The 20559-nt window shown below is 49.6% G+C and carries 15 protein-coding genes; 10 read left to right on the top strand and 5 right to left on the bottom strand.

Annotation, left to right across the window (positions count from 1 at the left end; genetic code table 11):
* Positions 1 to 59: 59 nt before the first annotated feature.
* The 4 genes from PHW04_16055 to PHW04_16040 form a co-directional block, all read right to left on the bottom strand.
* Positions 60 to 971 carry a diguanylate cyclase gene (locus PHW04_16055; protein ID MDD2717404.1) on the bottom strand — a complete coding sequence of 304 codons (912 nt, stop codon included), beginning with the start codon at positions 969 to 971 and terminating at the stop codon, positions 60 to 62.
* A 5-nt stretch (positions 972 to 976) separates the two neighbouring features.
* Complete coding sequence (locus tag PHW04_16050; protein ID MDD2717403.1) at positions 977 to 4309, bottom strand: response regulator; 3333 nt, start codon at positions 4307 to 4309, stop codon at positions 977 to 979.
* Positions 4310 to 4340: 31 nt separating this feature from the next.
* Entirely contained in the window at positions 4341 to 5114 is a 774-nt protein-coding gene (locus PHW04_16045) for a transporter substrate-binding domain-containing protein (protein MDD2717402.1), read from the bottom strand.
* Positions 5115 to 5197: 83 nt separating this feature from the next.
* Positions 5198 to 7030, bottom strand: a complete 1833-nt coding sequence (locus PHW04_16040) for a FapA family protein (protein ID MDD2717401.1) — start codon at positions 7028 to 7030, stop codon at positions 5198 to 5200.
* A gap of 221 nt (positions 7031 to 7251) precedes the next feature.
* Here PHW04_16040 and PHW04_16035 point away from each other — a divergent pair, with 221 nt between their 5' ends.
* The 7 genes from PHW04_16035 to PHW04_16005 all read left to right on the top strand — a co-directional run bounded on the left by PHW04_16035 (position 7252) and on the right by PHW04_16005 (position 16425).
* Positions 7252 to 9009, top strand: coding sequence for an ABC transporter ATP-binding protein (locus PHW04_16035; protein MDD2717400.1), 1758 nt, complete (start codon positions 7252 to 7254; stop codon positions 9007 to 9009).
* Positions 9010 to 9017: 8 nt separating this feature from the next.
* A complete protein-coding gene (locus PHW04_16030; protein MDD2717399.1) occupies positions 9018 to 10958 on the top strand; it encodes an ABC transporter ATP-binding protein in 1941 nt (646 codons plus the stop codon).
* 147 nt (positions 10959 to 11105) lie between these two features.
* Positions 11106 to 12011 carry a glycosyltransferase family 9 protein gene (locus tag PHW04_16025; protein ID MDD2717398.1) on the top strand — a complete coding sequence of 302 codons (906 nt, stop codon included), beginning with the start codon at positions 11106 to 11108 and terminating at the stop codon, positions 12009 to 12011.
* Between the two features lie 200 nt (positions 12012 to 12211).
* The gene (locus PHW04_16020) at positions 12212 to 13897 is read left to right on the top strand and encodes an ATPase, T2SS/T4P/T4SS family (protein MDD2717397.1); all 1686 of its coding nucleotides are present in this window, start codon (positions 12212 to 12214) and stop codon (positions 13895 to 13897) included.
* Positions 13898 to 13900: 3 nt separating this feature from the next.
* Positions 13901 to 15115, top strand: coding sequence for a type II secretion system F family protein (locus PHW04_16015; GenBank protein ID MDD2717396.1), 1215 nt, complete (start codon positions 13901 to 13903; stop codon positions 15113 to 15115).
* Between the two features lie 115 nt (positions 15116 to 15230).
* The gene (locus tag PHW04_16010; GenBank protein MDD2717395.1) at positions 15231 to 15755 is read left to right on the top strand and encodes a type II secretion system protein; all 525 of its coding nucleotides are present in this window, start codon (positions 15231 to 15233) and stop codon (positions 15753 to 15755) included.
* A gap of 94 nt (positions 15756 to 15849) precedes the next feature.
* Positions 15850 to 16425, top strand: a complete 576-nt coding sequence (locus tag PHW04_16005; GenBank protein ID MDD2717394.1) for a prepilin-type N-terminal cleavage/methylation domain-containing protein — start codon at positions 15850 to 15852, stop codon at positions 16423 to 16425.
* Positions 16426 to 16566: 141 nt separating this feature from the next.
* Here the strand turns inward: PHW04_16005 and PHW04_16000 are convergent, their stop codons facing one another.
* A complete protein-coding gene (locus PHW04_16000) occupies positions 16567 to 16752 on the bottom strand; it encodes a hypothetical protein (protein MDD2717393.1) in 186 nt (61 codons plus the stop codon).
* A gap of 209 nt (positions 16753 to 16961) precedes the next feature.
* Between PHW04_16000 and PHW04_15995 the strand changes: the two genes are divergently transcribed.
* From PHW04_15995 to PHW04_15985, 3 genes are all read left to right on the top strand, one after another.
* Entirely contained in the window at positions 16962 to 18098 is a 1137-nt protein-coding gene (locus PHW04_15995; protein MDD2717392.1) for a hypothetical protein, read from the top strand.
* Between the two features lie 35 nt (positions 18099 to 18133).
* Positions 18134 to 18757, top strand: coding sequence for a hypothetical protein (locus PHW04_15990; GenBank protein ID MDD2717391.1), 624 nt, complete (start codon positions 18134 to 18136; stop codon positions 18755 to 18757).
* 111 nt (positions 18758 to 18868) lie between these two features.
* Positions 18869 to 20559, top strand: a 1691-nt coding sequence (locus PHW04_15985) for a C25 family cysteine peptidase (GenBank protein MDD2717390.1), incomplete at its 3' end; no start/stop codon positions are given.

The raw sequence follows: 20559 nt of genomic DNA, 5'->3' as shown, positions 1-20559 counted from the left end.
GTCAAAGTGAATTAAAATCAGTAATTCAAAATTCAAAATTAAGCACTTGAAATTATCAGCTACATGACAACGGTCCGGATGCAGTTCCTGCCGTCAGCCTTGGCTTTGTAAAGCATCGTGTCCGCGGCTTCTACCAGCTCCTGCGGACCTGAGCAGCTCTGGTCCGGGATGGAGGTAACGCCGCCGATGCTGATGGTCACGAATTCCGCTGCAACGGATTTCTGGTGCGGGACTTTCAGGGCAACGACATTCCGGGCAAGCTCTGCCGCCATGTTTTCCAGGCCAGTCCCGTCGATTTCAGGCAAAATCACCATGAATTCCTCGCCCCCGTATCTGGCGACAAGATCTCCAGCGCGGGTGAATGTGGTCCTGAGGACGCTGGCAATCTGCCGCAGGCAGTCGTCCCCGGCGGAATGGCCATAATGGTCGTTGAAATTTTTAAAGCAGTCCACGTCGATCATTAACAATGAAAGAGGTGCTTTCTTCCGCTTGGAGCGGTTCCATTCCTCCTGCATCTTCTCATCGAATCTTCTGCGGTTGCTGATGTTGGTCAGCCCGTCCAGAGATACGAGCTGCTCCAGCATATCGGTTTTCAGTTTCAGATCCAGATGAGTCTTGACCCGGGAGTTCACGATCGGCAGATAGAAAGGTTTGGTGATGTAATCAACGGCCCCGAGCTGCAACCCCTTGGCTTCATCCTCGCTGTCGCTCATGGAAGTGATGAAAATGATCGGGATGTGTTTGGTATTTTCATTGGCTTTGATCAGCCTGCAGACCTCGTGCCCGTTCATTTCAGGCATGATGATGTCTAAAAGGATCAGGTCGACATTGTTTTTTTTCAGGCGGAAAATGGCCTGCAGCCCGTTCTTGGCGATCAGTATCCTGTAGCCTACGCTCAGGGTCTGGCTGAGAATCTCTATATTGAGCGGTTCGTCGTCGACGATCAGGATGGTCTGCTTTTCTTCCGGCATCTGGATTATCCCTCCGTTTCACTGATCAGGTCGTTCCTGATTTCCAGAAAAAGGACCTGGGCGTTTTCAAAATCATAGTTGCCGAGCAGATCTTCCATTTTCTGCAGGGTCTGCTGCAGCAGCGGGTTGGCGATCAAGCTTCTCAGCTCCCTGAGATTTGAAATCGCCTCAAAGTTTCCTTCTTCAATCAGGAGATTTAAGAGCGTGATTTTTTTCCTGATCAGTTCCGGATTCACAGCCGGTCCGGTCGCCACTGCTCCGTGTGATTTCTGACGGGTTTCCCCATGGAAAGCGGCTCCAAGTCCGGACATGATCCGCCTGAACTCTGTAAGGAATTCTGACAGTTCAGACTGAGTCAGCTCCCCGGATTTTGCGCCTGCCTCGATTTCTGCCGCAAGGTTCTGCAGCCGCTCGGCGCCGATATTACCGGCCAGGCCCTTTAGCGTATGGCTCTTGCGGCTGACTTCTTCCAGAACGTGCTTCTCCATGGCTAACTCCATGGATTCAGGCAGATCCCTGTATTTTTCCATGAAGTTCAGGAGGAAAGTCCGGTAGAGTCTGTGGTTTCCGTTCAGGCGGGTCAGCGCCAGCCTGGTGTCGATTCCGGTTGAACTTTGAAGTAAACCCAGAAAATCATCAAGCAGTTTGCCGGACGGCCTGCTTTCACCTGCCAGAGCCCTTGAAGCGCTGCTTCCAGTGAGCCATTTTCTGATGCAGGTGAAAAGCTCTTCCTGATCGATCGGTTTTGGGACATAGTCATCCATTCCGGCTGCAAAGCATTTTTCCTTTTCGTGGCTGACTGCGTCTGCAGTCAGGGCAATGATCGGAACATCGCGATTGACCAAGTTCCCGTTTCTCAGGGCAGCGGTTGTTTCATAACCGTCCAGGAGCGGCATCTGCAGGTCCATCAGCACCAGGTCGAATTTCCGGACAGAGAGAGCTTCCAGACCTTCCCGGCCGTTGCCTGCGACGGTTACCGACAGACCCGCCTGTTCCAGCAATTCTCTGGCCAGTATCTGATTCAGTTCATTATCTTCGACCAGCAGAATATTGAGCCCTGCAGGAAAGACGAATTCCTTCCTGTGTTCGTCGGTCTTGCTGGGCGGCACTTCCTCCCTGCTGAAGACCTCCAGAATGGTGTTTAAAAGCAGCGAAGGAGTAATCGGCTTGATCAGGAATCCATTTACGCCTGCGTCGTACGCTTTATGCATCACTTCATCCCTTCCGTATGCGCTGATCATCAGGATGAAAGGGGGTTTGGAGAGATTGGAGATCGTCTTCAGGCGCTTGGTGACCTCAATCCCGTCCATGCCAGGCATTTTCCAGTCCATCAGCACCAGGTCATAGGGATTGTTGTTCCTGAAAGCTGTCTCCAGTTCAGCCAGGGCTTCCAGACCGGAAGAAGCCTGGGTCACGATAAAAGACATGGAAGAGATGATTTCACTGAGAATTTCCCTGGCACTCGGGTTGTCGTCCACGATCAGGATTTTCAGATTTTTCAGATTTGAGGGCAGATTTAATTTCATCCTGGCTGATTCCTGCTGCTTGAACCTGGCGGTGAATAAGAACTTGCTGCCTGAACCTGGATTACTTTCCACCCAGATTTTCCCGCCCATGATTTCGCAGAGATGCTTGCAGATTGAGAGTCCCAATCCGGTCCCTCCATACTTGCGTGCTATGGAAGTTTCTGCCTGGCTGAAAGACTGGAAAAGCTTGTCGATCTGATCCGGTGTAAGGCCGATTCCTGAATCAGTCACAGAAAACTGCAAAGTCACCTCTGATTCCTGTGCTTGAGGATCAAGAAGCTTAGTGGCAATGATGATTTCACCCTTTTCCGTGAATTTCACTGCATTGTTGCAGAGGTTGATCAGGATCTGGCTGAGTCGGAGAGGATCTCCGACCAGATTTAGAGGTACGTCGGTTTCAGTGTGAAACAGGATTTCCAGCCCTTTTTCCTCGGCCTTGAGGCTGATGATACCAGCTACGCTGTCTAAAGTTTCTTCCAGATTGAATGGAATCAACTCCACTTCGAGCTTGCCGGCCTCGATTTTGGAAAAATCCAGCAGATCGTTGATAATTCCTAACAGCGCCCGGGCCGAAGTGACAGCTTTGCTTAGATAATCCTTCTGCCTGGGGGTCAGTTCTGTTTTCAGGGTCAGCTCCGTAAAGCCGATCACAGCGTTCATTGGTGTCCGGATTTCGTGGGACATGCTGGCCAGAAAATCACTTTTGGCCCGGGTGGCGGCTTCAGCGGCTTCCTTGGCGATCTTCATCTCCTCTGCCTGTTTCTTTTCTGTGATATCCTGAATCGTTCCGAGATAGTACCTGGTTTTTCCATACTCGTCTGACACTGCGTGAGCTGCGATTGAGATGAAAGACGATTCACCGCTCATGATCTCCAGTTTTGCTTCAAAGCCGGCCACAGAACCTGTTCTCTTCAGAATGTTCAAGAATTCTTCTTTCTCTTCAGCCTCGGAAAAAAAGAGGTCAAAAGCTGAAGCTGGATCTGACAGAAGTTCTTCTTTGGTTGCATATCCCAGAATTTTTGCCAAAAAGTCGTTGGCAGCCAGAAAATCTCCGTCGATTGTAACCTGGAAGATCCCTTCCCTGGAATTTTCAAAAATATTACGGTATTTTTCTTCTGCTTTCTTGAGAGTGTGAAAAAGATCCTTGATCGAGATGCGCATGCCGTCGAGGCTTCTGGACAGGTCGCCGAGTTCGTCATTATCCGAAAGATTGATGGATGTTTCCAGGTGTCCGCCGGCGATCAGCGTGGCAGCTTCCTTCAATTCCAGGATCGGCTGCAGAATGTATTTCCTTGTAATAAAGATGGTAGTCAGGGAAATGGCTAGAATCAGGATCAGGGTCAGGGCTGCGATGATCAGGATGTTGGAGATGAGCTCCATTGTGATCGTGCTGCCGTCGATGACGACCTGCAGGGCTCCAAGTTTTTCCCCGTCTTTGACGATCGGCTCAGTCAGAACTTGAAATTGATGAGAAGCCAGGAAAAAAGACAAGTCCTTGTCTTCATACTTAGAAGCCAGAACCCTTTTATGGATTATTTCTCTGCCCTCCACGATCTGGGCGAAAACAACTGTCTTATCAAGAAACAGAGCATCTGTCACATCTTCCATCGATTGTTCGTTCATCTGCCAGAATGCGGTAGACAGGCTGATCACAGCCAGTTTTATCTCATTGTCCAGACGTTCGGTCAGGTCCGACCTGCTCCTGGAATAATTGTAAAAACCGATCAGAAAGGAAAAAACAAGCAGGATCCCGGTCACGACCGCGATCAGGGCGAAATTGAAACGAAAATTCAGAGTCTGTCGTCTCTTCAAGCGATTTGGTTCAGGTCAGGCTTTGACACATTCACATCCACTTGCTCTTGATTTTGGAAAAAATCCCGTTCTGTTCGATCTTTTTTCTGCCCTGCAGATAAAGGTCCAGAATTTTTTGTGCTGAAGGATTGCTTTTGCTGCCGATCAGGTATTCGAACTCAGCGTCGAACGGGGGCAGCTTCCGGTATTTGTCGGAAATGCCGTTCTGCTTCAGTGTGTAATCGAAAGGAATATCGTATCCTGCGATCCCGAACACCCGGTTTTTGTCCAGGATCTTGAAGGTCTGGATGATCGAATCAACATATTCCTTGCTGATTTTGCCGTCAGCTTTCCATTTTTCGCCGTAATTCCAGTCCCGCATGGCAGCAATGCTTTTCCCGTCCATGGATTCCAGGGAATCCCATTTGAATTCCACGGCTTTGGGAATATAGATCACGAACTGGACAGTGTTCACAGGTTCGTCGCAGTAGCTGAATTTCGCTTCCCGCTCAGGGGTTTTGCTGGCAGGAAAAAGGACTTCGATCGTGCCTGTTTCCAGGTAATGCAGGCAGCGCTTCCAGGGCGAGACGATCAGCCTGATGGTGCAGTCCATGGCCTGGAAGCTTTCCCTGACGACATCCCAGGAATAGCCCTGGAGCCTCACCGAATCCGTTCCAGGTGGAATCACTTCCTCATAGTCAGGCTTGGCGTTCTCCTTGTCAAAACAATAGGGAGGGTAATCAGTCAGGGTCCCCACGGTCACTGTATCGGCGTAGAGGGCCGGAGCGAAAAGGCAAAAAATCAGGAAAAGCCTTGCGGAAACCATTTCTCTCCTCCTTTTTAAGGCAGTATCTGCTTTCTCAGGTCAGCCGGTATATGCTTCATCCTGGAACAGTTTTCCATATTATATCAGAAAGTCCCCAGCTTGATCCTGTGGTCTATCGGATCAAGGTAAAAAGACGAGAATTTGTAATCGACTTTGACTGAGAGAACTTCTCCGGCGATTTCCATTTTGACTCCAGGATGGACAATGCCCTGTACCCTGATTTTGGAGTTCAGCAATGGTGAACTCGAGTTTTTCAGTTCCAGTATTTCGCAGCCGAGCTTACGGATGATTTCTTCCTGACGCTTGTGAAAAGTTTCCAGCCTGCCCATTTTATCTGAATACTCCTCATCACTTTGCAGCTCGGCGGATTTTTTCAGTTTATTCAAGCTTCTGATGGCCAGATCGATCTTGGACAGCTTTTCTTCTTCCAGGTTTATTTCATCTTTGATCGCAGTGATCTTCTGCAGAATGTCCGGATCATTTCCTACGAAGAGTTCAGTGCGGGTGAAGCCGATGCTGCCGATCTCCCTGGCTGTGATCCCTTCTCTTGCCTGCACAGATCCTCCTACGATCAGGCCGCGACCTCCCAGCACCCTCAATTCACCGCCCGCGTAAATCCTGGAATGCATGATGGCAGATTCGACAGTGATGTGGCTTTTACTGAATACTGTCGAGTTTTCTATGAATCTGGCGCTGATCTGTCCTTCAGCCTTGACCAGCCCTCCGCTTTGTCCCAGAATGCCCCCTGCTACTATGATCCGGCCATGCAGGCTTTCCAGATGGCATTTTCCCACATTTTTTTTTACCAGGATGTCGCCGGATGCGACGATCTTGAAGCCGTCATTGATCGTACCCTCAATTACGACAGTGCCTTGAAAGTCAAGATTGCCGGTGGAGTAATCGACATTTTTCACTACAAACATCGGTTCAACGCTGATTACGCCCTTGCGCAGAACCACCCGGCCCGGCTTTTGTGCGAACAGCTTGATTTTGTCGCTGTCCAGCAAGGTGTTTTCGCCCTGGACTAAAAGGATGTCTTTTCCTCTGACAGGGGGAAGTTTCCTGCCCCTGACCGTGCAACCTTCCGTGCCTTTTGTAGGTGGGTGTTTCAGAGCGAGCAATTGTCCTTCCGAAACGCTCTGGATCAGTCCCATTTCCTTGAAATCGACTCTGCCTTTGGAGTCTTCGGACAAGTGAATTTTACCTTCAGGGTTGAACAGATATTCGAGATAGGCATCTTTGCCGTCGATTTTCCTGATACCCTCGGCGATCAGGAAAGGTTTGAAATATTGTCTCTGGCTGTAGTTCTTTTTCAGCTCGGAAAGCTTCAGCCCGCAGGATATTTTATTCCGCTCAAGGATCTGGGTGATCATCTCCATGCTGATCGGATTGCCTCCTTTTGGGGGAGGGAATATCGTGAGAAAGGCGGACATTTCGTCGTCTCCAACTTCGAGTTTCAGATAGCTTTCGAGCGATTTGTCGGCCACGATCTCCGCTATTTTCCTGGGCTTGCCGCTTGGAAGCTCTATCTCCGCCCGAACCGCAGCCTGATCGATTCCTGAGATCTTTAGTTCCTCAAGTTTATTCAGGATGTCTGCTTCCTGAACTTTATTCCCGGATTTCCCGGCTGGAAAAACAGTGATAAAAATGCCTGTTTCGATAAAATCGACAATGAACTGTCCGTCCTGGTTTTCCATGCTTTTCAGGGCATTGTCGATGCGCATGTTAAGGTGCCCTGTCAGATCACTGATACTGAACTCGATCACGAAATCGGAGTCAAGGAGATGCTTGAGCAGCCCGGTTGCAGGTTTCTTCAGGATTTTGTGGTGCAGATTGTCGGCTGGAACGCCGAGCTTTTCTGCTGCGATTGCAGTGGCTTCTTCGAGTGTCGGTGCCCTGATGATTATGGAACCCATGAAAGAAGTGTAAACTGTTAACAGAAAAAGGTAAATAGAGCAATGTGAAAAGCGTTCAACAAACCGCCAATTCACTGTAAGACGTTGGTAAGTTAGTAAGTTGGTAAGTTAGTATGTTGGAATCAAGGTTCAAAATGTGAAAAAGTCTGAATTGAATTTTATGCTGAATGTTGACCATCTTTCTGCTTGAATTTAAGCCTTAGATGTATTAATAATTATTCATGCTTAAAGAACTCAGACTGCTGATTTATTATCTGAGTAGATACAGGACGAAGATTCTTTTCGGACTTATCCTGCTCCTGATAGTTGACGGCGCTCAGCTCCTGATCCCCCTGATCCTCAAATATGCTGTGGACGGCTTGTACCAGGGTAAAGCAACGCTCAGGCTGCTCTTTATCTTTGCCGGCCTGATCATAGGATTCAACCTGCTGATTTACAGCGGGAGATACTGGTGGCGTTATTTCATCTTCGGCAGCGCTTTCCAGATCGAGCGGGACCTGCGCAACGACTATCTGCGCCACCTTCTGACTCTCGACATGCCTTTTTTCGGCCGTCAGAAGACCGGCGACCTGATGGCCTATGCCACTAATGACATTACTGCCATCATGAGATTCTGCGGAATGGGGCTTGTAGCCCTCTTTGATTCCACGATCATGCTGGTGGCCGCCGTATTTTTCATGCTCGCGATCAGTCCCAAACTCACCCTGTACATCCTGGTTCCACTGCCTGTGATCAGCATCACGATGAAAGTGATCGGAAACAGGCTGGAAAAAGAATCCGGGAAAGGCCAGGAGATTTTCGGGAAAATGATGGACAGGGCCAGAGAATATTTCAACGGGATCAAGATCATCCAGGCTTACAATTTCAATGGACGGGCCACCGGAAAATTCCACCAGATCTCGGCAGATTACAGGAAGAATCAGATTAAAATCTGGAAATTTTATTCCTTCCTCGATCCGACTCTGATGCTGATTATTTATTTTGCGAGCAGTTTCGTGATCTATTTCGGCGGGAAAGATGTGATCTTCGCCCGGATTTCACTTGGCGATTTTGTGGCTTTCAACGGCTATCTCAACATCATCATCTGGCCGATGATCGCCCTGGGCTGGGTGATCAATCTTTTCAACCGTGCCCGGGCATCCGTCAAACGCATTGATGCAATCCTGCAGGTAAAGTCCGAGTATCCTGCGCCTGATTCCGCAGAGACCCTTTCCCTGAAAAGCCTCAAAGTGTCAGGGCTGAACTTTTCCTATCCTGCGGAAGGGAATCAGGCAAAGAGAATCATTTTGGACAATGTCGACTTTGAAGTCGAACCAGGCACCAGGCTGGGGATCATCGGAACCACGGGGAGCGGAAAATCCACGCTGTTCTCGCTGCTCTTCAGGCTTCTTTTAACCGAATCCGGCAGCGTCAGCTATGACGGCTATGATATTCGCAGACTTTCTCCTGACCTGATCTCCAGGAACATCCATTACCTGCCCCAGGCAGCGTATCTTTTTTCAGACACAGTCAGGAACAATCTCCTGTTCGGCAATCCTGCCGCCTCTGACCTGGAACTCTGGCAGGCCCTAAAACTGGCCAAGATGGATCAGGAGGTGGAGGCATTTCCGGCCAGGCTCGATCAGATCCTGGGGGAACGCGGCGTGACAGTATCCGGTGGACAGAAACAGAGACTGGCTTTGGCCAGGATTTTTCTACTTCCCAAACCATTTTATTTCATCGACGATGCTCTCTCTGCCTGCGATGCGGATACTGAGAAAGAAATCCTCAGTAATCTCTACAGCTACACCAGAGGGTCTACATTCATCATTTCCACAGCCAGAATCAAGACTATGGAAAATATGGACAGGATACTGGTTTTTGACAAGGGAAGGCTGATCGAGAGCGGAACTCACTCCGACCTGAAAGGAAAATCTGAACTTTACAGTGAGATTTTCGAACTGCAGAAATTCAAAGAGGAACTGGAAGGTTATTTGTAAGAGGTTCGATGGACTTTGAAGAAATCGTAGAGCGCAAGATCGTCTGGCGGGAAGACTGGAAGCTGATCAGGTATTTTATCCATTTCGTAGCTCCCTATGCCCGCTATTTCGCCCTGGCCTGCGTTTTTCTCTGCCTTACCACCTTCTGCGAACTGACTTTCCCTTATCTTGCCCGCACTGCGATCGACGGATTCATCGCCCATAAATCCATGAAAAAAGCCGAAAAACAAACCGCGGAAGTGATATTGCTGCCTGACCGGCCGGAAACCGAGCAGCAGCTCAAGACAGATGGTGTGGATTTCAGGATTCAGGATGATCTGATCGTGATCCCGGTCAGCGCTTATCAGAAAATCCCGGCCGAGAATCTTTCCAGGCTCAGGGCTTCCGATATTGCCGGTATTTATCACATTTTCTGGCTGTATCTGGGGCTGTTTTTATTGAACTTCCTGGCAATCTCCATGCAGACATTCACTACCGGTTATATCGCCCAGGGTATCATTTACGACATGCGGAAAGTGACATTCGACAAGATGCTGGGCCTCAGGCTCTCCTATTTCCAGAAGAATCCCCTGGGCAGGCTGGTGACCAGGGTTACCAATGACATCGAGGCCATCCAGGAAATGTTCAGTTCTGTTGGTGTGAACCTGCTCAAGGACGTGCTCCTGATCCTGGGGATTTTCGGGGTGATGGCTTACATGAATTACCGGCTGACCCTGATCGTGATGGTCTTTTTTCCATTCCTGCTTTCTTTCACCGGGATCTTCGCCGAGGAATGGCGGCGCCTGTATCGGGGCACCAGGGTGCTGCTGGCTGAAGTCAACGCTTTCCTGTCAGAGCACATTTCCCTGATGTCCCTGATCAAGATCTTCCGCAGGGAAGACATGGTGCTCAATAATTACATCAGGAAAAACCAGGCCTATTTTGACGCCAATTTTTCGGTCCAGAAGTCCAATGCCCTGTTCGGTCCGGGGATCAGGCTGACCCAGGACCTGACAGTGGCAGCGGTCCTGGTTTACGGCGGCAGCCTGATCTTCCACCAGAAGCTGACCATCGGGACCCTGGTGGCATATACTTCTTATATTTCCATGCTGTTTGCCCCGATCCGAGACCTGGCCGAAAAATTCAACATCATCCAGTCCTCGATCGCAGCTTTGGAGAAAATTTACGCGATCCATACTTCCGACGAATTCATCCACGAGACTCCTTTAGTGGCACTCGCTAAACCTCTGATGGGCGAGATCGAGTTCAGAAACGTTTATTTCCGCTACGAGACGGAATGGGTGCTGCAGGATGTAAGCTTCAAGATCAAACCCGGCGAGAAAGTGGCGATTGTCGGATACACGGGAGCAGGGAAGAGCACAATCATCAATCTTTTGCTCAGGTTCTACGACATCCAGTCCGGCGAGATTCTGCTGGACGGACACAGGATCAGGGACCTGCCGATTGCCAGGCTCAGGGACAATATTTCCATGGTCCAGCAGGACATCACTGCTTTCTCGGACACGATCAGGGAAAACGTGGCTTTCAGCGAGGGTGACGACGAGCGGGTCCTGCAGGCTCTTTCAAGAGTGGAACTGCTGGAGACCGTGGAAAAGCTGCCAGGCAAAATCGACAAGGTCCTGGCTGAGGACGGGTGCGATATCTCGGTCGGGGAGCGGCAGCTGCTCACCTTCGCCAGAGCAGTTTACCGCGACGCCAGGATTCTGGTACTGGACGAGGCCACCAGCAACATTGACAGCCTGACAGAAGCCAGGATCCAGAAGGTTCTTTTCGAGATCCTGCGTGACCGCACCTCGATCATCATTGCCCACAGGCTGGCTACGATCAGAAATGTGGACAGGATCATAGTGCTGCACAAGGGGCGTAAGATCGAGGAAGGCAGCCATTCTGAGCTTCTGGCGGCCCAGGGGATATATTACCGCCTGCACAGGCTGCAGTTTACAAAGTAACAGGATGTTGAAAAATGCCGATCTGCTTTGTTAACTCATCCTGCGCAGCTCACCGTACCATCAAGTACGGCTCGCTTTGCCCGGATTCGTATGCCTCGCATCTCGACATTTTTGAACATCCTGAAGTACAATCTTGATGGGTAAAAATTGAATCGAAACATTAAAAAAATTCTCGTGATCAGATTCAGCGCGCTCGGGGACATCGTGTTGACCCTGCCGATTCTGGAATTTCTGGGAGTCAGATCTGAACTGCATTTCCTGTCTCATCCGCTGGCTCATGAAATACTTGATCTGACCAACATCCGTTTTCTATGTTACGAAAAAAAAATGTCTTTATCTGAAAAATTTAAACTGATCTTTGATCTGCGCCGGATAGGATACGATCTGGTGATTGACCTGCAGGGCAACAGATTCAGCCGTCTGCTGACACATCTGATCGGTGCGGAAACCATCCGGCTTTCCGACGACCGGGAGCGCCATGCTCTGGAAAATTATGCCGGAACCGTCTGCACAAGCTACCCTGAATTTAAACTGAGACCGGATTATCTGCTGCCTGTTTCAGGAGAAACGGTTGAAATCGAAAAACCTTATGCCTGTCTATTTTTCTCGTCATCCAGACGCTGGAGTTCCAAGCGGATCAGCCTGGAATTAGCTGACCGGATAGTGGATTTTCTGATCAAGAGAGGTCTCACTCCGGTCCTGATAGGAGGTTCTGAAGATCAGGAGTATCATCAATCTCTCGGTTTTCCTGAAAAAGTGATCGACCTGACCGGAAAACTGAACTTTGGGCAGCTGAAAGCCCTCATGTCCTGCGCCGGACAGATTGTTACAACCGACAGCTTTCCCATGCATCTGGCGGCCTTCTGCGGGACACCTGTAATTGCTTTTTTCGGACCGACCGATGAGCGGCGCTGCGGACCCTGGAGTTCCCGGACAACCATTCTCACTGCCCCTGCAAGCTGCCGGACATGTTATCGCAGCAGATGCCAAAGACAGGATTGTCTGAAAGTGGACTGGGCAATTGTCCGATCTGCAATTGAGAAAAATCTTTAGGTTTATATTGCCTGAAAATGGACTTTACCATATACTGCTGGGGACTAAATTTGAATTAACCAGATCCTGCATGCCCATGCCTCTGTCGAGTACTATGCATGGTAATGCATCTGATGAACCGGATGCACGGTCATGCAGGATTAAGAAGCTGTAACAAACCTCGCTGCGCTCGGTTTTAACAGCTTCTAAAGGAGATATTCGTGGCAAAGAACAAGAAGAAACTGGGCGATATTCTGGTGGAAGCGGGACTGATCACTCAGGCTGAACTTACGAAAGCTCTGTCTATTTCACGCGAGAGTAACGCCAGGCTGGGTAAAGTCCTGGTGGAAATGGGATTCGTGACCGACGATAAGATCTCCCTGTTCCTGGGTGAGCAATTCGGATTCCCGTTCATGAAGCTTTCCAATGTGATCGTAGATCCGGAAGCCATCAATCTCGTGCCCAAGAGCCTGGTAACCAAACACAAGGCTGTCCCGATTTTCAAGAGCGGAGGCAAACTCACAGTAGCCATCGCAGACCCCTTGAACATCTTCGCGATCGACGACTTCGAGGCCCACACCGGCCTGAATGTGGCAGTCGTGCTCTCGTCTGCGGCTGAAATAGATGAAACGATCGAAAAGTATTACGGTTTCCAGGAAAACGCCAGGGAAATCTTCAGGGACTATAATGTTACCCCTGACGCCCAGCGTGAGCGCAACGAAATTGTGGACCGTGAGATCCGGGAAATCACGAGACTTTCATCAGACACCCCGGTCGTGAAATTCGTGAATCTGGTCTTGAAGGAAGCCATCGATAACCGCTCCAGCGACATCCATCTGGAGAATTTCGAAAATGGTCTGGTGGTACGTTTCAGAATCGACGGCGTGCTGTTCGAAAAGATGAAGCCGCCTGTGGAAATGCAGAAGGCCATTGTTTCCAGAATCAAAATTCTCTCCGGTATGGACATCGGAAATTCCAGGATTTTCCAGGACGGCCGTTTCGAAATGCGTCAGGACGACCGCCAGATCGACTTCCGTGTTTCAGTGATGCCAGGGATCTATGGCGAGAATGCGGTGATCAGGATCCTAGACAACTCCCACCGCTTCGTGGATCTGGAAAAGCTTGGATTCAGCGAGGAACTGGTGAAAATCCTCAAAAATGTGACCCAGTCCCCGCAGGGCATCTGCCTGGTCACCGGCCCTACAGGCAGCGGCAAGACCTCCACCCTCTACTCGCTTTTGAAACAGGTGAATTCAAAGGAGAGAAAAGTGATTACACTTGAAGATCCGGTGGAATATCGTTTCCCGTATATTAACCAGATCCAGATCGATGAAAAATCCGGGATCGATTTTTCCGGAGGCCTGCGGGCAATACTCAGACATGACCCAGACATCATGATGGTGGGAGAAATGCGCGACGAGGAAACCGCGAAACTCGCGATTTCAGCAGCCATGACCGGGCACATGGTCTTCTCAACCCTTCACACCAATGACGCGATCTCTTCGATCCAGAGGTTGATTTCGCTGGGAGTGCAGCCGGAGCTGATCAAGTCAGCCCTTAAGCTGGTGATAGCCCAGCGTCTGGTGCGCTGCCTGTGTCCATACTGCAGAAAAGATGGTCCTGCAGATGCTGAAACCAGGGAAATCCTTAAGCTCTCCACGATGAAAGTAGCGGTGGGCTGTCCGAAATGCTCGCAATCCGGTTATCTTGGCCGCACTGCAGTTTATGAATACCTGCTTTTCGATTCAGAGCTGCGCAGGATGCTCGAGGAGACGAAAGACTTGCAGCAGCTGAGGCCGCAACTGATAAAACGCGGTTTTCAGCCGATGCTGCTCGAAGGATATCAGATAGTAAAACAGGGGATCACCACACTCGCAGAAATCAAAAAAGCTGTCTGGGAAGAGTGAAGCATGGAATTTAAATATACATATCTGGACGAGAGCAGAAAAGAAGTCAGCGGCCTGATGGAAGCGGTAAGCGCTAAAGACCTGGCCGCCACCCTGAAGAGCTTCGGCTACCGCGTGCTCGCCATCACCCCGAACAAGAAGAATGTACTGGACCTTGATTTAGGGGATTTCATCTTTGGGGTCACCAGAGAAGAACTGATCACTTTCACGATCCAGATTTCGACAATGCTGGAAGCCGGCCTGCCGATCCTGGCTGCGCTGGATGTGCTGATGGACCAGGTCAGCTCCAGATCATTCAGGGAAATCATCAGGGAATTGAGAAAAGACGTAGCTTCAGGCATCCAGTTTTCAGATTCACTGGCCAGGCATCCGGAAATATTCAATGATCTCTTTATCAGCATGGTCAAGGTTGGAGAAGCGACAGGCCGTCTCGACCAGGTGCTGCTGCGGCTGTCTGATTTTCTGGAAAAGGAAGAGGAAATCAAGACCACGATCCGCTCAGCCATGGCTTATCCTTCCTTCCTGATCATAGTGGCGAGCAGCGTGGTGTTCTTCCTGATGAGCTTCGTGCTGCCGCGCTTTGTGGAGATTTTCAAGTCCTTTAACCTCAAACTGCCTGTAATCACTGTGCTGCTCATGGACACTGCCGTTTTTTTCAGTTTGAACTGGTTGAAAATACTTGGTGCAGTTGTCATAACTGCGGTTATGATCCGCTATTTCGCCAAAACCAAACCAGGCAAGATTTTCTTCGACAATTTTTTCCTCAGGCTGCCCCTGATCGCACCGATCCTGATCAAATCCAGCATTTCCCGTTTCTGCCATACCCTGTCCACCCTGATGGAGTCAGGGATTCCAATCATCAGGACCCTGGAAATCACGGGTTCTGTAATCGGAAACACCCTTTATTCAGCCCGGATCGCCTCAGCCATAGAGAAAGTCAACAGCGGCAACAGGTTGTCTGACAGCATCAACGACAAGCGCCTGTTCCCGCCGATGCTGATGAGGATGTTGATTGTAGGCGAAAACACGGGTTCCATCGAAAAGCTGATGAAAAAGGTGAGGGATTATTACGAGCGGGACGTGCGCAAGGCTGTGAAAAGGCTGGTGGCTGTGATTGAACCTGCCCTGATCTTCTGTATCGCCTTTATAGTGGGATTCATAGTGCTGGCTGTGATGATGGCCTTGCTGGACATGACAAAGATTGCGAATATTAAATAACAGAAAATGTTGAATGGAATAATGTAGAGACGCTGTCGCGCCTGCCGTTTGTAGGGGCGCTGCTTGCCAGCGCCCGTTCCTGAAAGGGATATCATAATAAACAGGAGATATGATCATGATCCGAAACTCGAAGAGAGGCTTTACCTTGTTTGAAGTGCTGACTGTGGTCAGCATTGTGGGATATATGGTAGCTGCTGCTGCGCCGGAGCTTGTCACCACTACCACAATCGCCAGAAAAGCGGTTTTCAAGTCCCAGATTGCTGCGATCGTCACAGCTGCAGATCTGTATAGAGCATCCAGGCAGGGATTTTCCGCCACAGCCGATGAAAGCATCAGCCTGGATACTCTGGTGAAAAAGCATTACCTTGGCAGCAGAGTCGTCCTTTATCCCCAGGACAATGGCGGAAAGGGCGAATTGAAAGTGTACCCGATCCAGGGCAGAGGTGAACAGGGAATTTTCCCGCTCAATTCCCCGAATGTGGTGAACAAGGGTATTTACATTACTGCCCGGCCTGACACGAATCATGATGGCTTGCCTGACGGCAGGGAATACCTGGTGTATGTGGAAAAATCTCCTGAAATCGCTCTCTCTGAACCTGTCAGGACCTGGGACGAGATTTATCCTGCGGTTCGGCGCTGATCAGGTCTACTGGTAAGAAATAATTGCTGAAAATATTGAAATCTGAATACAGGAACTATAAGATAGAAATCAACAAAAATCTAGAGGAGGAAAGATGAGAAGAAAAGGTTTCACCCTGATGGAGCTATTGATCGTAATCGCGATCATCGGTCTGATCGCTGCAATTGCCGCTCCGAGAATGGAAGGTACGATTTCTGATGCCAGAGGCGCTCTGTTCCAGTCCCATATTGCTGCCATTGCCACAGCCATGGAGCAGTGGAGAGCTGCGCACGGCGGATATTTAGTCCAACCTTCAGGTGCTGTCGTAGCCCCGAATCCAGGCTGGACTGTACCTGCCAATCTCATTAACACTACTCTCACAATCGCTGATTTGACTGCCGGCCATTATCTTGCCAGCGAAACTGAGTATTACAAGGAAGATGACGGCGGACAGGGAAAGTTCGTGATTGAGGTACTTACTGCAGATATGACCACTGCAGTCGATGGTGTAAAGATTGTAGCGGCAACTGCCGGCGATAAGCCAAATGTGTTTAATAAAACCTTTTACATTACCGCCACTTCTGCTGTTGACCCGACCCCCGCAACAACCAGCGTAGTTTATATCGACGATGAAAAGGGGCTGACAGTAACCGGAACAGTTAAAACCTGGCTGGATATGAAAAAGTTATAATTCAGCTTCTGTTTTAAGTGAAATTCAAAAACGCCGCAGCAATGCGGCGTTTTTTCATGGCACATTTTCCCGATATATAAACTTACCAACTTACTAACATACCAACTTCATGTCGTAAATTAACGATAGGATGTTATCGATTCACTTGATGTTAATATATTCCTGATAAATTCCGCACTTCTGGCAGCGGGCGAAATCCTGGCGTTTGCAGCAGGGTTTGATCTTCACTTCCCAGCAGTTTATGCCCTGCTTATAGGCTTCGCAGTACAGATAATGGCAGGCAGGACAGGCGTGGATATCCCAGCAGTGCTTCTTTTTTTCAGACATGACAGCTCCCTTGATTCAGATACCTATCGGCATAAAAAGTGAGTAGTAATAGGTAATAGGTAATGGGTAATAGGTAATATGTAATGGGTAATGGGTAATGGGTAACGGGTAGGTGATGGATATTAGGTGCGAGAGAATGAGAGATAATGGTTCTGATGAAAATGGATTGGTTGGGTAAAATTCTATCCGGATATGATAATATATTAACTATGGCTATTGATGAAAAACTGAAATCAAAACTCCGCTTCTGGATTACCATCGGCGCGCTCCTTGGAGCCTGCTGGGGCGGATTCGGCAGTTCGGTTCTGCATTCCGTCTTCCAGGGAGTCGAAATCAGGATCGATGAAATAAGGGTGATGCTGGGCGGCAATCTGCTGGTCTGGCTGATCATACTCTGCGCCTTCGGCGCTTGCGGAGGATTCGCCTTTCAAACAGTTGCCTCTGCCTTTTTTTACCTGTTTTCACTTACTTCCCTGGTGACGACAAGCGCTCTGGAAGGCGGAATCATTTATGCTCTATACGGAGCCATCCTGGCAATCGCGATCGACATGCGCAGATCAGGGTTTATTGCATACAGGGCGATCATCCTGGGGTTCGGCGGCCTGTTCATTGGGCTGATTTTCGGCCTGATCATGAGCATTCTGGTGACGGAAGCCTCTGGAGCCCGCAACACACCACTGCTTCGTCTGGTCAGCTCCACTCTGATCTGGGCGTTCAATGGCGCTCTGGGCGGCGTGCTCGTTGCTCTGCTCATCCCACCCGGCAGAGAGAGTCTGGAGATTGGAAGCCCGCTGACGTATCTCAGAAGCGGGTTTGCCTCATTCCTGTCCAACCTGGAATATTCAGTCCTGGCATTGGCCCTTGCCGGATCTTTTTCCATGATTCTCTGGCTGATCCCATATTCGGGCTGGGCTGCAGATCTGTTTTTATCATTTGTGATTTCCGCGATTCTGTTCAGGCTGCTTTTGATTCTGAAAAAGAAATCCAGATTCAGGGTTCAAGAGCTGCAGCAGGATGTAGGAAAATTACCGCAACTGCTGGTTGGCGGTTTCGTCCTGTCCATCTGCGCTTTTTTCGGCTTTGGCCTGATGGTGCTGCCTGGACTGCTGATCTGCGGACTGCATTTTTTTGTCCCTGTTCTGATGGTAGATCGTAAACTACATTATAAAGAAGCATTCGAGCTCAGCAGGAATGCGGTACAGTCAGCTCCGGTTTTTTTCACGGTTTTTATTTCTCTGCTGCTGTTACTGAATCTGGCTGCAGTTTTGCTGTATTTTGTAGGATTGATCGTGACTGTGCCGGTTTCTGCCTGGTCGATCCTGCATCTATATGAGGACAGATTCTAAATTCAACATTTGTAATTATTAGAGGAATCTTACTGATGAAAATATTGCTGACCGGCTTCAAACCTTTTGTGGGAGTCGAGATTAATACCTCGGAAATGCTGATCAGGGATTTCCAGCAGAAGCCTCTCGCAGAAGAAGGAATTGAGATTATGGCAGTTGTGATTGAGACTGATTATGAATTGTGCGAGCGGCAGTTTGCCGAGATTTTTCTGCAGTTCAAACCTGATGCTGTTTTATGTTTCGGGATCGCTGGCAGCGGCCGTGAGATCAGGCTGGAGCGATTCGCACTGAATCTTGACGATGAGCAGCGTTACGACAGCAGTGGAATTGTGCGCCACGGCCGGGCAGTGGTGGAAAGCGGACCTGACGGTTACTGGTCCACTCTTCCGATCATCGAGTTTTATGAGCGGCTTTCAGAGGAAAATATTCCAGTCTCATTTTCCAATCATGCCGGATCATACCTCTGCAACCATCTGTTCTATTTTTCCAGGCATTTATGCGAGCTGACTGGCGGCATTTCAGGGTTCATCCATCTGCCTCCGCTGAAAAACCAGTTTGCAGGCAACAGGCCTGGCCTGGGTATGGATTTTCAGATGATGCGGCGGGCGGCAGAACTTATGATTTTAGAAGTAGCGGGCCAAAATATGGATCAAGATTGAGATATAGATGAGTGAATCCGGAAAAGCCGGGAAGTAAATTGTAACAAAATTGTTTCTTGAAAAATGTTGAATCTGCGGGTAGGATTTAAGCATCAAGTAGACGGGGGTTTTATGCAGAAGTATTTCGTGGTTTCTCTGGTTCTCTGTGCGACTGTCCTCTGCTTTGGCGGAGAGTGGATCAGCCTGACCGACACCTGCACAAACTGTGCTGAGCGCTCAATGGTCAATTCCAAAGGCGATCTGACAATTGATTTCAAAACGCCGGGTTACAATGTCGATACCGTCAACATCAACGGGAAAGACTATGCATCCATCAACCTGGATGAAACTTCCACTTCCCTCGAGAAAGGCGCGCCTGAATTGCGCAGCATCTCAGCCTTCGTGGCAGTGCCAGGCTGCAGGTCTGTGGCCATTGAAGTCAGGAATGCCCTGATGGTGGAACGTGGAACGAACCCGATCATCCCCTCCAAAGGCAATCTCACCAGGGACGTGAATCCTGCGGAGATACCTTACGAATTCGGACCTGCTTATCAGAAAGCCGGCTGGTACCCGGAAAACGGGAAACTGGTCAGCGTGTCCGAACCTTTCAAAATGAGAGACATCTGGGGTGTGCGCGTTACAGTCACCCCGTTCCAATACAACCACAAAGAGAAAAAACTCAGAATCTATACCGAGATTCAGGTTGCGCTGAAACCGGTAGGTGTCAGCAAAGCTTTGGACCGCAGTCCTGCCTGCCAGTCGGATGATTTTGAGACACTGTATTCAAGGCTTTTCCTTAATTATCAGAAGCGCTCAGTGACACCGCCTGCTGTCGCCAAAAAGCTTCTGATCATCACTCATGATGATTTCGTCGCTCCGGCGAACCTTCTGAAAGATTGGAAAACTCAGCAGGGTTATGCGGCAGAGGTGGTCAAAGTTTCCGCCATCGGGACCACGGCAGACAGCATCAAGACATACCTTCAGCAGCGTTTCGATGCTGGCAATCTATGCTTTGTGACACTGATCGGCGACTCCCAGCATATTCCCACGCTCAAGGGTAAGAATGAAAACGCTGATTCCGACCCCTGCTATGTCAAGCTCGCGGGCAACGACAATGTCCCGGATGCTTTCATCTGCAGGATCTCAGGCGAAAATCTCAGCCAGATCGAATACATGATTCAGAGATCCATAAATTTTGAGCAGAATCCCAGCCAGGGAGCGGATGGCGCCTGGTACAAGCAGGCACTGGGAATCGCTTCCGCACAGGGAGATCCGACCGACTTCGCCAGAATCGACGAACTGAACGCAGCACTGAAGGCAGACCTTGGCTTTACCAAGATCAGCACCTGTTATGATACCAGTTATTATGGCGGAGCAGATAAGAAGGTAATCTTTGATGCCTGCAAGGATGGCGTGAGCCTGATCAACTACTGCGGACACGGATCAGTTACTTCATGGGGCACCAGCGGCTTCAGCGTCAGCGACTGCGCCAAACTGGAAAACAACATGAAGCTTCCAGTGGTCTGGTCTGTCGCCTGCGTGAACGGCCAGGTCGTGGGCAAGACCTGGTTTGCCGAAGCTTGGCTGAGAGCCGGCTCCAAGGACAAGCCTGCAGGCTGTCTCACATTTGCCGGAGCTTCCACCAACATGGCCTGGGTGCCGCCCTGCGTCTGGATCAAGGAAATCATCACAGAGCAGACCTGCAAGAAGAAGAACGACATCATTCTTGTCCAGCACAAATACGGCATCCTCAAGACCATGGAAGAATATGGCGTTGAGGACAAAAAAGAGGGCAACCAGCTGTTCGAGCAGACCCATATCTT

This window comes from Candidatus Wallbacteria bacterium (genome assembly GCA_028687545.1).
Classification (GTDB): domain Bacteria; phylum Muiribacteriota; class JAQTZZ01; order JAQTZZ01; family JAQTZZ01; genus JAQTZZ01.
This window is presented reverse-complemented; position numbering and strand designations above follow the sequence as displayed.

What these genes read in the sequence shown, in the direction of transcription:
- PHW04_16055 (MDD2717404.1), bottom strand. Translation starts at nt 971, where the DNA reads ATGCCGGAAGAAAAGCAGACCATCCTGATCGTCGACGACGAACCGCTC.
- PHW04_16045 (MDD2717402.1), bottom strand. Translation starts at nt 5,114, where the DNA reads ATGGTTTCCGCAAGGCTTTTCCTGATTTTTTGCCTTTTCGCTCCGGCC.
- PHW04_16040 (MDD2717401.1), bottom strand. Translation starts at nt 7,030, where the DNA reads ATGGGTTCCATAATCATCAGGGCACCGACACTCGAAGAAGCCACTGCA.
- PHW04_16035 (MDD2717400.1), top strand. Translation starts at nt 7,252, where the DNA reads ATGCTTAAAGAACTCAGACTGCTGATTTATTATCTGAGTAGATACAGG.
- PHW04_16030 (MDD2717399.1), top strand. Translation starts at nt 9,018, where the DNA reads ATGGACTTTGAAGAAATCGTAGAGCGCAAGATCGTCTGGCGGGAAGAC.
- PHW04_16015 (MDD2717396.1), top strand. Translation starts at nt 13,901, where the DNA reads ATGGAATTTAAATATACATATCTGGACGAGAGCAGAAAAGAAGTCAGC.
- PHW04_16010 (MDD2717395.1), top strand. Translation starts at nt 15,231, where the DNA reads ATGATCCGAAACTCGAAGAGAGGCTTTACCTTGTTTGAAGTGCTGACT.
- PHW04_16005 (MDD2717394.1), top strand. Translation starts at nt 15,850, where the DNA reads ATGAGAAGAAAAGGTTTCACCCTGATGGAGCTATTGATCGTAATCGCG.
- PHW04_16000 (MDD2717393.1), bottom strand. Translation starts at nt 16,752, where the DNA reads ATGTCTGAAAAAAAGAAGCACTGCTGGGATATCCACGCCTGTCCTGCC.
- PHW04_15995 (MDD2717392.1), top strand. Translation starts at nt 16,962, where the DNA reads ATGGCTATTGATGAAAAACTGAAATCAAAACTCCGCTTCTGGATTACC.
- PHW04_15990 (MDD2717391.1), top strand. Translation starts at nt 18,134, where the DNA reads ATGAAAATATTGCTGACCGGCTTCAAACCTTTTGTGGGAGTCGAGATT.